This window comes from Collinsella sp. TM04-29, from assembly GCF_003466565.1.
Taxonomy (GTDB): Bacteria; Actinomycetota; Coriobacteriia; order Coriobacteriales; family Coriobacteriaceae; genus Collinsella.
This window is the reverse complement of the sequence record NZ_QSPW01000001.1, coordinates 986,005-998,387: the sequence shown is the minus strand read 5'-3', so window position 1 is coordinate 998,387 and position 12,383 is coordinate 986,005. Positions and strand designations below refer to the sequence as shown.

At 60.4% G+C, this 12,383-nt stretch carries 10 protein-coding genes, 2 tRNA genes and 1 pseudogene; 7 read left to right on the top strand and 6 right to left on the bottom strand.

What is annotated here, in order from left to right:
• The first annotated feature begins 43 nt into the window (after positions 1-43).
• The 7 genes from DXD39_RS04535 (at position 44) to DXD39_RS04505 (ending at position 6,146) form a co-directional block, all read left to right on the top strand.
• A complete protein-coding gene (locus DXD39_RS04535) occupies positions 44-976 on the top strand; it encodes a 1-phosphofructokinase family hexose kinase (RefSeq protein WP_055250439.1) in 933 nt (310 codons plus the stop codon).
• Positions 977-1,165: 189 nt separating this feature from the next.
• Positions 1,166-2,098 carry a 1-phosphofructokinase family hexose kinase gene (locus tag DXD39_RS04530; RefSeq protein ID WP_117803265.1) on the top strand — a complete coding sequence of 311 codons (933 nt, stop codon included), beginning with the start codon at positions 1,166-1,168 and terminating at the stop codon, positions 2,096-2,098.
• Between the two features lie 164 nt (positions 2,099-2,262).
• Positions 2,263-3,657, top strand: a complete 1,395-nt coding sequence (locus DXD39_RS04525; protein WP_117765644.1) for a CCA tRNA nucleotidyltransferase — start codon at positions 2,263-2,265, stop codon at positions 3,655-3,657.
• A gap of 127 nt (positions 3,658-3,784) precedes the next feature.
• Positions 3,785-3,861: transfer RNA gene (locus DXD39_RS04520), tRNA-Glu, on the top strand.
• Between the two features lie 22 nt (positions 3,862-3,883).
• Positions 3,884-3,960: transfer RNA gene (locus DXD39_RS04515), tRNA-Glu, on the top strand.
• Between the two features lie 150 nt (positions 3,961-4,110).
• A complete protein-coding gene (locus tag DXD39_RS04510) occupies positions 4,111-5,418 on the top strand; it encodes a lysylphosphatidylglycerol synthase transmembrane domain-containing protein (RefSeq protein ID WP_055250433.1) in 1,308 nt (435 codons plus the stop codon).
• A 116-nt stretch (positions 5,419-5,534) separates the two neighbouring features.
• Complete coding sequence (locus DXD39_RS04505) at positions 5,535-6,146, top strand: TetR/AcrR family transcriptional regulator (RefSeq protein ID WP_158565433.1); 612 nt, start codon at positions 5,535-5,537, stop codon at positions 6,144-6,146.
• Positions 6,147-6,197: 51 nt separating this feature from the next.
• On the opposite strand, the pseudogene DXD39_RS10300 reads toward DXD39_RS04505, so the two are convergent.
• From DXD39_RS10300 to DXD39_RS04475, 6 genes and pseudogenes are all read right to left on the bottom strand, one after another.
• A pseudogene (locus tag DXD39_RS10300) lies at positions 6,198-6,374 on the bottom strand (IS3 family transposase); the annotation flags it as partial.
• 29 nt (positions 6,375-6,403) lie between these two features.
• Positions 6,404-7,720: an ABC transporter ATP-binding protein gene (locus DXD39_RS04495; RefSeq protein ID WP_117803264.1), complete on the bottom strand. Its 1,317-nt coding sequence runs from the start codon at positions 7,718-7,720 to the stop codon at positions 6,404-6,406.
• Positions 7,721-8,743 carry an iron ABC transporter permease gene (locus DXD39_RS04490; RefSeq protein WP_117716073.1) on the bottom strand — a complete coding sequence of 341 codons (1,023 nt, stop codon included), beginning with the start codon at positions 8,741-8,743 and terminating at the stop codon, positions 7,721-7,723.
• A gap of 22 nt (positions 8,744-8,765) precedes the next feature.
• Positions 8,766-10,337: an ABC transporter substrate-binding protein gene (locus DXD39_RS04485; protein ID WP_118256071.1), complete on the bottom strand. Its 1,572-nt coding sequence runs from the start codon at positions 10,335-10,337 to the stop codon at positions 8,766-8,768.
• Between the two features lie 4 nt (positions 10,338-10,341).
• Positions 10,342-10,875, bottom strand: a complete 534-nt coding sequence (locus tag DXD39_RS04480; RefSeq protein WP_117803262.1) for a hypothetical protein — start codon at positions 10,873-10,875, stop codon at positions 10,342-10,344.
• A 145-nt stretch (positions 10,876-11,020) separates the two neighbouring features.
• Positions 11,021-11,947, bottom strand: coding sequence for a sirohydrochlorin cobaltochelatase (locus DXD39_RS04475; RefSeq protein ID WP_117803261.1), 927 nt, complete (start codon positions 11,945-11,947; stop codon positions 11,021-11,023).
• Positions 11,948-12,383 lie beyond the last annotated feature (436 nt).

The following is a 12,383-nucleotide window of genomic DNA, read 5'->3' as shown; positions in this document are numbered from 1 at the left end:
TGGGCCGGCCACGCGGCCCTCACATATACAGGGGGTACTGTAAATGTTCTACACGCTAACCGCTAACCCGGCTGTCGACATGACGGTTTCGAGCTCTCCGCTCGAGCCCGACGAGAACGTCCGCACCGGCTCGGCCAGCTACACGGCTAACGGCAAGGGCCTCGACGTGTCCTTCGCCTTTAAGAAGATGGGCGTCGACACCGTCGCGCTCGGTTTCTTCGCCGGCTTCACGGGCAAGTTCATCGTCGAGGAGGTCATGAACCTGGGTTGCCTCTGCCGCCCGGTCTGGACCGACGGTATCACGCGCATCAACACCTACGTCAACGATGGCCAGCACGAGTACGGCATCCTGAACCCCGGTGCTCCGATCACGCCGCAGCACCAGGAGGAGCTCTACAACATCCTGGACACCGCGGGCGACCTTGAGTGCCTGATCGTCTCCGGCTCCGTGCCTCCCAAAGCTACGCCCGACTTCCTGGCTCAGGTCATGGAGCACGCTCAGGCCCGTGGCGCCGACGTCGTCTTGGACCTGTCCTCCGACAAGCTCAAGGAGCTCGCTCACAAGAAGCCGCTGCTCATTAAGCCGAACCATCACGAGATGAAGGCTATCTTCGGCGTGCCGGTCGACACCGACGACGAGGTCCGCGTTGCCATGAAGCTGGCTCACGAGGCCGGCGTCCAGAACGTGCTGCTCACCCGTGGTAGCCGCGGTGACGCTTACTTCTCCAACGGCGAGGACATCTGGTATGCCAAGCGTGAGTTCAACATCAAGCTTGTCTCTTCCGTCTGCGCCGGCGACTGCACCCTCGCTGCGTTCCTGCACAAGTGGTACAGGGATCGCGACAACGTCGAGGAGGCCATGAAGCTCGCTATGGCCACCGGCGCCAACGTTGCTGAGTCCGTCGGCATCGGCGACTTTGGTCACGTCGACGAGTACAGCAAGCGCGTTGCTGTCCGCAAGCTCGATCGCAAGTAAGCGAAACGCGACATATTCGTGCGCATGCGGCGCTCCGGTTTCGGCCGGGGCGCCTTTTTTGTTCCGCCATGGTGGAGAGGTGTCCTGCCGTACTTCATCGCTTCCACACCGTTCACCGAGTTGTTGTAGCCTTTTGCCGAAGCGTGGAATATACTTTCATTAACACGTTACTTCGTGAAAGGAACATTCATGATTTACACGCTTACTGCAAATCCCGCTATTGACTACAACATCTCCTGCGATGGTCTGACCGCCAACACCGTTACCCGCACCCGTAACGCTGTCTACACCCCCAACGGCAAGGGTCTCAACGTTTCGTTTACGCTCGACCACTACGGCGTCGACACCACGATCCTGGGCTTCTTCGCCGGCTTCTCGGGTGAGTATATCGTTAAGGGCGCCGAGGCCCTGGGCGTGCCCGTCAAGCCCGTGTGGACTGACGGCATCACGCGTGTCAACGTGTTCCTCAACGCCGGTCCCGACACCGAGTACAACATGGTCAATGCCGGTGCCGCCATCAACGCTGCCAACGAGCAGGAGATGTTTGAGCTTATCGATTCGCTCGATGACATGACCTGCCTGGTTATCAGCGGCTCGCTGCCCCCCAACACCTCCGATGGCTTCCTGGCAGAGGTCCTGCGTCGCGTGAAGGCGAAGGGCGCCGAGTTCGTGCTCGATATCTCGAGCCATCAGTTGGCCGACCTCATTGCTATGGAGCCGCTCCTCATTAAGCCTAACGACGACGAGCTGCTCGACATCTTTGGCATTAAGGTGAGCGGTGGCGACGACGAGTCCGTCAAGGGCGCCATGGCCGAGCTGCACGCCAAGGGCGCTAAGAATGTACTGCTGACGCTCGGCGGCGACGGCGCGTACTTCTCCAACGGCGAGCACATCTGGTTTGCCAACCGCACCTTCGACGTCAAGCTGCTGTCGACCGTCTGCGCGGGCGACTCCTCGCTGGCCGCCTTCCTTTCCGTGTGGCACGACGCCCCCGAGCGCGTCGAGGATGCCCTGCGCCTCTCGATGGCCACCGGCGCCAACGTGGTCGAGTGCCCGGGTCTGGGCGATTTTGCCAAGGTCGATGAGTATCAGAAGGGTATTGCAATCCGTCAGGTTTGCTAGTTCCGGCACCTTGCCTGAATAGTTTAATTATTTCGCATCCGTCTTAGACCAGGACGGATGCGTTTTTGTTTATCGGACTTGCGTGTGCAGTGGAGGCTGTTTCTTGCTAGACTTCTTGCAGACGCAATCGATAGCCAATTTGATAGTCGCAGGAGGCCATAGGCATGTGCAATGTTTCGCTCAACGGTACGCAGCCGACCGATGCCTCTATCCGTGTCCTGCGTGCGCTTGAGGCAGCAGGTCTTGAGGCTTGGTACGTGGGCGGTTGGGTACGTGATGCCCTGATGGGACGCCCCAGCCACGATGTTGACATGTGCTGCAGCGGCCTGTGGCAGGAGTCCAAAGAGGCGCTCGAAGCGGCTGATATTGCCGTGGTTGAGTCGGGCATAAAATTTGGCGGCATCACGGCTATTTGCGATGATGAGCGCATTGAGGTCACCACCTACCGCCTAGACGGCTTTTACACCGACGGCCGCCATCCCCAGAGTGTGGAGCGTGCGGCGTCGCTTGAGGACGATCTGGCGCGTCGTGACTTTACCGTTAACGCTATGGCCTGGCATCCCGAGCGTGGTCTTGTCGACCGCTACGATGGTCAGGGCGACCTAGACCGCAAGCTCATCCGCGCCGTTGGAGATCCCAAGCGTCGTTTTAACGAGGACGCGCTTCGCATGCTGCGCGCGGTGCGTTTTGCCTGCCGTCTGGATTTTATGATCGAGCCTAAGACTAAACAGGCGCTTGCCGAGTGCGCGCCGCTGCTCGATGCTGTGGCGCGCGAGCGCGTGGGCATTGAGCTCGAGGGTATCCTTTCGACCGGCCACGGGGGAGACGCCATGCTGCGCTACCCCGAGCTCATCTGCGCCGCCGTGCCCGAGTTGGCAGCGGGTCGCGGGTTTGATCAGCGCAGCGTCTATCATGCGTTTAACGTTTACGAGCATATCGCCCGTGTGCTGACGGTGGCGGGGGAGTTGGCGCTGTGCGACGGCTTTACACCCTCAATGAGCCTAATGTGGGCGGCGTTTTTGCACGACGTTTCCAAGCCCGATTGCTTTACGGTCGACCATGCGGGCAGCGGCCACTTTTACGGTCACCCCGAGCTCGGGGCCAAGAAGGCGCGCGCCATCATGGATCGCTTGGCGCTTTCGCACGACTTGGTCCGCGACGTGTGCCTGCTCATTAAGTACCACGACAAGCCGCTGCGCCCCGAGCGCTCCTGCCTGCTCAATATGATGCGCTTGCTTTCGGGCGAGGGCGTTGATACGCCGCGCCTGATGGACGAGCTTATGGACCTTAAGCGTGCCGACACGCTGGGCAAGGCGCCGTCGTGCTTCTATTACGTCGAGACGATCGAAGAGATGCGCTCACTCGCCCATGATTTGTTGGAGGCGGGGGAGCCCTATTCGCTCAAGATGCTTGCTATCAACGGCGGCGACTTGATTCGTGCCGGTGTGAAGCCGGGGCCCGAGCTAGGCCAGCTACTCAACGCCGCCCTCGAAGCCGTTATCGAGGACAACATCCCCAACGATCGCGAAACCCTTTTGGTTCATCTCAACTTGAATTAGCTAATTAGTTGACCTGCGCGTTCCATAACCTGTCGACAATTTTTCGGCAATTTGGAATTTCTTCTTGCGCTGATGTTTTTTGTCCCGTAATATATTTCCTCGCAGCACGGCAGTGCAGATGTCATGTGGCCCGTTCGTCTAGCGGTTTAGGACGCCGCCCTCTCAAGGCGGAGATCACCAGTTCGAATCTGGTACGGGCTACCACTTCTTTTCTGCCGAGGCCTATGGCCCGTTCGTCTAGCGGTTTAGGACGCCGCCCTCTCAAGGCGGAGATCACCAGTTCGAATCTGGTACGGGCTACCACGCATCTGATACCCGGTCTTTCCACGGAAGGCCGGGTTTTTTATTATCAAACAACTGTCTGTCATTCCCGTTTGAACAAGAGCTTTGCGTTCTGCTTATGGCCCTTACGGGTACAATAACCAAGATATTTTGACTGTTAGAAGGAGTCTCATGACGGAGTCCTCTCAGCATACGTCCAAGCCCCAGGTCGAGGTTGAGGCCTCGGGCGGCGATGACAATAAGAGCGCACGCCGCGGCGCAATCTTTATCGGCGTTGTGCTGGTGGGTTATATCGTCTATCTGGTGGTAACCGGGCAGATGGGGCAGTTCTGGGCTGCTATGTCGAGCGTCCAGGCGCCCTGGCTCGTTGTCGCGTGTCTTTGCATGTTTATGTATCTGTTCTTTGGCATTGTGGCCTATGCGATCGCCGTCTGGCTCGACCCCAATTCACCCGTCGGCATTCGCGACCTGATCTCGGTCGAGGCGAGTGGCATCTTTTTTGGCAACCTGACGCCCATGATGATGGGCTCTACGCCTGCCCAGATCTACCGCCTGACCAAAGCGGGCCAAAACGTGGGCGAAGCGGGTGCCACGCAGTTCACCCGATTTATTGTGTATCAGTTTGGCCTCGTTGCCTGGGGCGCTATCCTATTGCTTGCTCGCATGCCGTTTTTTGCCGAGCGCTATGGCGACATGACGCTGCTGTGCGTCTTTAGTTTTGGCGGTCACTGCTGCATCCTGCTCGGCATCTTCGCCGTCGCGCTCATGCCTAAGACCGTCACGCGCGTCGCCCATTGCATCATCAATTGGCTCGAGCGCATAGGTGTCTCGGCCACTAAGATCGATGGATGGCGCTCGTTTGTCGATGGCGAGATCTACTCCTTCTCCGAGAAGTTCAAGCTTTCGGCCGGACATTTTTCTTCCATGCTGCTCACCGTGTTTATCACCATGCTGCAGCTCGCGTTTTTCTATCTGGTGCCGTATTTTCTGATGCTCGCCTTTGGCCACCACGAGGTCGACTTTTTCTCGGTCATGGCCGCGAGCGCCTTTGTCCAGCTGCTGAGCTCTGCGGTTCCCTTGCCCGGTGGAACTGGTGGCGCTGAGGGCGGCTTTGCTTTGTTCTTGGGTCATTTCTTTGGGTCGGCTTCGACCGCCGGCTATCTGCTGTGGCGTCTCATTACGTTTATCGCGCCGACCATTTTGGCTGCGCCCCTGCTGGGCCTTAAGAGCGCCCACAACGAGAGCATCCATGCGCGCTGGGATCGCGTGATGCGCAAGCTCGGCCGCGAGCCTCAGACGCCCTCTGCGCCCACTAAGCCGCACCCCACGAATGCTGTTACCGTTGATCCCAGGAAGCACGCTCAGAAGGCTTCTGGGACCGCTAAGCCGGCTCATAAAGCCTATGTGCGCCAGACGGGCGACGGTATCCGCGTATCTCCGTCGGCGCTCAATAAGAAGAAGCACCCTAAGTCGCGGTAGGGCAGTCGTGCGTTCTTCATGATGCGGGGCATATTTGAGCTGTATGGGGGATAATCCTCTTACGTAGATTATCTCTCATCTGTTGATGAATGCTCGCATATCGAAGGGACACACCCATGGCCACCAGTAAACCGCGTATTGATCGCCGTATCGTTCGCAGCCGCAATGCCATCCTTTCCGCTTTTGAGCGCTTGCTCATGGAAAAGCCGCTGGCAGACATTACGGTGAGTGCCATCGCGCGCGAGGCCAATGTCGACCGTAAAACCTTCTACGTGCACTTTGGTACGGTTGATGGCTTGCTCGATGCCATTGCCGTCGATGTGGTGGAGATGATTGTCGACTCGGTCGAGAAAACGCTTGCTTCCATGGACGGTGACACCAACGAGCGCGCCCTGGGCGCGGCGGCGACCTTCTTTAAAACCGTTAACGAGGCGCTGTGCAACAACCTGGTGCTCAATCGTCAGCTGATCGAGAACATTCCGCTCGATGATTTTATGGCTCGTCTTCGTGCGCCGCTCGAGCACGAGATTGCCGAGCGCGATCTGCTGCCCCACGGTCTCAAGGACGAGATGTTCGACTACTATCTGGCGTTTTTGCTGTCGGGTATTATCGGAATCTATCGCACGTGGGCGCTGTCTGACGACTCGGTTCCTATCGAGCGCGTCTCGGAGGTCGCCAACGACCTGACTCTCAATGGCCTGTCGAGTCTGGAATCTCGCTTGGATTAGGCGCAGGCTCGAGTTCGCGAGGCGCTTGTCGGGGTGCAGCCCGATCGATCAGGCGACGAGCATCCCGCCGAAGCAGTCGATGACCGGGCTCAGGTAGACCTTCTCGCCGCCCGGGAGCCTGAACTCGGTGATGTCGGTGAGCCACAGCAGGTTGGGCTCGTCGGCGTGGAAATTCCTGTTTACGAGGTTCTCCGGCGCCTTGTAGACCTCGCCGGCGTAGGAGCTGTAGCCTGAGGATCCTTAAAAGAAAGTCCAGTTTATCCTTTCCACCCCAATTGGGAATCCTCCGATGTGCCTTCGCACGCTCGCATGACCTCGATACCGTGCGAGCGTGCGAACTCGACGAGCTCTGCGTTGCGGGCGTTTATGGTGCCGAAGGCGGCGGGACACACGATAAGGCGCGCGCAGTGGACGAGGAGCTCTTTGGCGCGGGCTATGGTTCTATCCCCGATCGGCTCGAAGGCGCGCTCGGCCACGCATTCCGCCGCCAGGTCGCGCGCGAGCTCGCAGTCGATGTCCCCTTCGTGCAGAACGCCCGTGTAGAACGCCTTGCCCTGCCGGATGAGCTGGCGAAACACAGCCGACCCCGTACCTGCGCCGGCGATGACGAACGTGTGCGCATCGCCGTGCGGGCGTCCAATTTCCACGCTGCCGAAGCGCTCGTTGAAGGTGCCATGTTGAAGGCCGTAGAGCTCGCCAATCGTCTCGCGCGTGAATATGTCCTCGGGTGCGCCGGCGCGGAAGACCCGGCCGTCCTTCACGCAAATCACCTTGTCGGCACTTTTCTGCGCGAGCTCGAGTTCGTGGATGGACATGATGACAGCCACATTCCGCGATTTCGCAAGGTGGCGAAGTATTCGCAGCAGGTCGATCTGGTAGCGGATATCGAGATACGACGTGGGCTCGTCGAGCACGAGCACACGCGGATCCTGTGCGATGGCGCGTGCGAGCATGACGCGCTGGCGTTGCCCGTCGCTTATCTGCATGAAGTCGCACTCGGCGAGCTCTTCCATATGTGCGGTTTTCATGGCCTCGTCGACCCGACTATGGTCGTTAGGCGAGAGTGCGCCCATTCGCCCGGTGTAGGGATGTCTTCCCGCCTCTACGATATCGCGGCAGGTGAGGAGCTCGGTCCGGGGGCGATCTGTCAGCATAACGGCAAGGTTCCTTGCGAACTCCGCCGTCTTCCATCGGGAAATCTCCCGCCCGTCGAGCTCGACCGCGCCGGCAAGCGGTGCCAGATGGCGTGTGATGGTTTTCAAGATGGTCGACTTGCCCGAGCCGTTAGGCCCGATGAGCGCCACGACATCGCCCGCGCGAACCTCCAGATCGACGCCTTCGACTACGACCTTCTTGTCGTAGCCCGCCGCCAGGTCGCTTATGCGGAAAAGCGGCGCTCCGTCAGCCTGCGTTTCGACCGGAGTTTCGAGGTTCGGCTCCGCTCGGAGGAGGCGTTCCTCGCGCAGTTTCGCACGAGCCGAAAGTGCCTTCTGGCGCTTTCGTGCGAGCTCAGGACTGTCTAAGCATGGAATGTCCCCTCCGAGCGTTTTGGGCCGCGGCGCGAATTCTCCCATCTACCTCACCCGCTTCTTCAACATGAGCGCGATAACCACCGGCGCGCCGAAGATGGCGGTGACAGCGCTGATGGAAAGTTCGACGGGAGAGAACAGTGTGCGCGCGATCAAATCGCAGCCCGCGCAGAAGATGGCGCCTCCCAAGAAGCACGCAGGAATCACGCGGATGGGCTTCGACGACTTTAGCGCCGACTTCACGAGATGCGGAACCGCAATGCCTACGAACGACACCGGACCAGCGAACGCGGTCACGCAGGCGGAGAGCATGCTCGCTAGAAGGACGAGCGCCACGCGGAAGCGTGCGACGTTCACGCCGACGCTTTTCGCGTAGGCCTCTCCCAGCTGGAAGGCGGAAAGGGGCTTCGATATCGCGAATACGCATGCGCTTACGGTGATCACCACGACCGTGATGACCGCGACGTCGTCCCAGCTCGAACCCGAGAAGCTACCCAAAGACCAGTTGTGCAGGTTCACGATGGACTGGTCGTCGGCGAAGGCGATGAGGAAGTTCGTCGCCGCCGAGCAGATGTATCCCACCATGACGCCCGCCACGATGAGCATGGCCATGGAACTTATGCGCCGTGCAATGAGGAGCACGAAACCGATGGTGATAAGCGAGCCCAGAAACGCTGCGGCCACCATGGCCGGCGAGGACATGGCCTGGTTTGCGCCCAGAAGTACGATCATCGTAAGCGCGACGACGAACTTTGCGCCCGAGGAGACGCCTAAGATGAACGGGTCGGCGATGGGGTTGTTGAAAAACGTCTGCAGCAGGAACCCGGAGAGCGAAAGTGCCCCGCCGAGAAGCACGGCTGAAAGTACGCGCGGCAGTCGAATCTCCCAGATGACCTGGCTTTCCATGGAATTGGCCGCGCCGCCCGAAAGGATGCCGGGGATGTGGTCTGCGGGCACGAGCACGCTCCCGATGCACAGGTTGGTCCCGACGAGCACGATGAGGGCAACAGCGAGCAGCGCCGTCACGACGCGACACCGCGCGGCGCGCCCCGATTCGTCGTATGCCATGGAAAGTCGGCTTCTCATGGTGCTAGCCGAGCTTCCTCAGATAATGGAAGTCGCTCGCGTCATCGCCGGTGAACGCCCCGTGCAGCTCGTCGATAATGTCGGCGGTAGAAGTCATCTGCTGGTACATGTCGGCGCTTGTGACCCAGACGTTGCCGTTCTTCACGGCTTTGAACTGCGACAATAGCGCGTTTTTGCCTACGAAGTCGTTCAAGGTGGCAACCGATTCGTCGATGGTGCCGTTGTAGACGATGATGTCGGCATCCTTCGCTGTCGCGTAGAAGCGCTCCATTTCGAGCGTTACTGACGAACCTGACGTCGACGCCGTCTGCGCGTCATCGAGCGCGTAGCTGCCGCCTGCAAGCTCGATCATCTGCGCCACGTAGTCGCCCGCCCGCCGCGTGACGGCGGCCCCGTTCGAGTTAATGTAGAAATACGCCACGGTTTTACCTGACGACGCGAGCCCCGACGTTTGCTCGACGCGGGCCTTCTGCTCGTTGAACAGGTGCGTGGCCTCGTCTTCCTTGTCGAACAGGACGCCGAAAAGCTTAATCCACTCGACGCGCCCGAGTGCTTTGGGCTCGCTCGACGACTGTTCGGTGAGCACGACGAGCCCGAGCTTCTGCAGCTTTTCCTTCACATCGGGCGTGTGGTTGATCATGGTGTTCTCGATGGCGAGCGTGCAGCCCGAGGCCGATATTCGCTCGTAGTCGGGCGCGCTGTACTTGCCGCCGTAGGCGATCGCCCCACTTCCGAGCGCGCTTTTGAAGCCCGCGACCGAGCAATCGTCGGCTTTCGTGCCCGACATTAAGATATTGTCGTTCGCATCGAGCGCGTCGACCAGGCACATCGTCGCCGACGACACGAGGTACACCTTGTCGGCGGGGCGCCTTATGACCGCGATGTCGGAGCTTAACCCATCAGGTACCTTCGCATCTTGCGGCACCACGAGGAAGCGCTCCCCGTTCGAAACGCAGATAAGCCGCAGGCCGCCTTCGAACTCGTCGACAGTGAAGTGCTCGGCGTATTCAAGCTGAAGCGCTCCCGTCGGCTCCCAGCCGCAGCCCAAATCGGCGTTGTGGAAGTCGGCCGCGGCGCTTGAAGCCGTTCCCGCAGGGGAGCCGCCGCTTGCATCGTCGCCCGATTTCTCCTTCATGGTGGATGAGTCGAAGTGGAGCGTGTAGTCGATGGTGTGCGGCGTCGACATGGCGACGGTCTCGGCCGACACGGCGATGTCCTCGTCGAGCGTGACGGGTATCTCGAACGTGGAGTTGCCGCCGTCGTTTACGGGCGCGTAGTCCACGCCGTCGACGGTCATCTTGTCGTAGTTCGAACTCGACCAGGTGATGGTCGCGGTGTAGGTGTCGCCATCCTTCACAATTGTGGTGGGTGAGGCGATGCTTGCGCGCCCTGACCCGCCGGAAAGCGAGACGCTCACCGTGTATTCCTGAGAGCCCGCCGTGCCACCGGTCGCGTTCGGGCTCGCACTGCACCCCGCGAAGGGAAGCGCGAGCAGGGCGACGAGAACGCAGGCGATCGCGCGCGCCGCGATGCTGTGGAGCTTCCTGTTTTCCCCCTTGGGAAGAATCGACCGCATGGCGTTACTTCAGTGCGTCGGCGCGCAGATCGACGCCGGCGGATTCGAACACAAGTGTGCGGTCGTACCACTGCTCTTTTCTAATACTCCACGCGGCACAGGCGGTGTCCTCGTCGAGCGCATCAACGGGCACGTCGTAGGTGTACTTGCCTTCCGTGTTTTCCACATAGGGGATGAAGTCGGCCTCGCTCGCGGCGGCAGCCTCGTCGCCCGTGCCCATGAAGAGCTTGCCGTAGCCCGTGCCGGAAAGCGTCATCACGCAGTGCATGGAGCCGTTTTCCACGATGAGCTGGGCGTCCACGATCCTGAACATGTTCGAGCTGGAATCTACGGTGATTGGATAGGTGCCGTCGGCCACCTTGTCGGCGGTGATGGGGGCAGCGCTTGCGCCCGCGGGCGCATCGGCCGCCTGTTCGGTCTTTTCCTGGGAATCGGCATCGCTTGCCTTTGCGCTGTCGATTGAATTTCCGGCGCAGCCGGCGAGCGAGAACGCGCAAAGCGCCGCCGACAGGGCGAAGACGAGGGTTTTCTTCAACATGGAGGGGTTCCTTTCAATCGCTTCGACCGCCCGTGCCGTGCGGTGGGCGGTCGGGATGCGAATGCAACGGGCATGCGTCGTCAGTCGGGGAAAGGCGCATGCCCGTTGCACGGGGACGCGACCGGCGCCCCCGTGCGCGGCGAGTTTACAGCTTGGCGATGGCGTCGTCCACGTGCGAGACGTAGATGTCGTCGACCGCGACGTTCTGTCCCAGACCCTGGAGCAGGCACGTCACTTCGAAGCCGGCGGCCACGAACTTCGCAGCCCAGCTGTCGGGGTCGGTCTCGTCTGCCATGTCGTTGTTCGCGTGGTCACCCGCGACCACCATGAACGGCGCGAGCACGGCCTTCTTGTAGCCTGCGGCGCTCGCGGAGGCGATAACATCCTCGCAGGTCGGTTCAGCCTCGACGGTGCCGACGAAGAACTGCGTCAAACCCTCGTTCTTGAACACTTCCTGCATCTTGGCATAGTCGGCGTTGGAATCGGCTTCGGTGCCGTGGCCCATGAGGCACAGCGCCGTCTCGCCGTCGTCGAAGGACGCCATGTTCTCCTTAATGGCTGCGGCCACCTTTTTGTAGTCGTCGTCGGAGGTGAGCAGCGGGTCGCCGAGCGAGATCTTGTCGAACTTGTCGGCGTACTTGTCGAGTTCGTCTTTCACGTCGGCGTATTCCAGGCCAGCCATGAGATGCGTCGGCTGCACGACGATTTCCTTCACGCCGTCTTCCACGCAGCGGTCAAGCGCCTCGGTCATGTTGTCGATCGTGATGCCGTCGCGCTTCTTCAGCTTGTCGATGATGATCTGCGCGGTGAAGGCGCGGCGGATGTCGTAGTCCTGCCAGTACTTCTCGCGGATAGCGTCTTCGATGGCGCCGATGGTGATGTGGCGCGAGTCGTTGTAGCTCGTGCCGAAGCTCGTGACGAGGATGACCGGCTTCGCGGCCTTCTCCTTTTCACTAGATTTCTCGGAACTCGCGGAGGTGTTGGAGCAGCCCGCGAGCGCGACTCCGGCGAGCGCGACGGCTCCGGTTGCTGCGGCGCCCATGAAGCCGCGGCGTGACATCTGGTCGGACATGGTTTTTCCTTTCCTCGGTTTGCCGGTCCCCCGGCGACAGTTGCTTGTCGGCACAAGCGAAAGAAAAGCGCACCCCTCGGGGTTCACAAGGAGCTAACGCCACGGCGATGCCGTGAGGAAAAGGCGAAGCAGTCTGGCTTGGGGCGCGAGGCGGTTCGCCCGCGCGTCCTATACAGTAATGTCCCTTGCCCAGGATTCCCACCTGGTTCCCTCCGCAAGCCAGCGCGGGCTGTGCAGGCGCCGCGCCGGTCATTTCCTTTTATCCGATTGTCATATGCTCGTTGCCGAAACTTTTACTATGATAGTGGGCACTTGTGAACGTGTCAAAGCCAGCGCGGGCGGCATTGCGCCTCCTGCCTGCGTATTTGCGCCGATTGCTGCCGCAGGCGCCGTGTTTTGCCCGCTGCGCGAATGGCGGCGTAAACGGTTGCGATGA

Coding starts and splice junctions, on each gene's coding strand:
- DXD39_RS04485 (WP_118256071.1), bottom strand. CDS start 10,337: ATGCGGTCGATTCTTCCCAAGGGGGAAAACAGGAAGCTCCACAGCATC.
- DXD39_RS04535 (WP_055250439.1), top strand. CDS start 44: ATGTTCTACACGCTAACCGCTAACCCGGCTGTCGACATGACGGTTTCG.
- DXD39_RS04505 (WP_158565433.1), top strand. CDS start 5,535: ATGGCCACCAGTAAACCGCGTATTGATCGCCGTATCGTTCGCAGCCGC.
- DXD39_RS04510 (WP_055250433.1), top strand. CDS start 4,111: ATGACGGAGTCCTCTCAGCATACGTCCAAGCCCCAGGTCGAGGTTGAG.
- DXD39_RS04490 (WP_117716073.1), bottom strand. CDS start 8,743: ATGGCATACGACGAATCGGGGCGCGCCGCGCGGTGTCGCGTCGTGACG.
- DXD39_RS04475 (WP_117803261.1), bottom strand. CDS start 11,947: ATGTCCGACCAGATGTCACGCCGCGGCTTCATGGGCGCCGCAGCAACC.
- DXD39_RS04480 (WP_117803262.1), bottom strand. CDS start 10,875: ATGTTGAAGAAAACCCTCGTCTTCGCCCTGTCGGCGGCGCTTTGCGCG.
- DXD39_RS04530 (WP_117803265.1), top strand. CDS start 1,166: ATGATTTACACGCTTACTGCAAATCCCGCTATTGACTACAACATCTCC.
- DXD39_RS04525 (WP_117765644.1), top strand. CDS start 2,263: ATGTGCAATGTTTCGCTCAACGGTACGCAGCCGACCGATGCCTCTATC.
- DXD39_RS04495 (WP_117803264.1), bottom strand. CDS start 7,720: ATGGGAGAATTCGCGCCGCGGCCCAAAACGCTCGGAGGGGACATTCCA.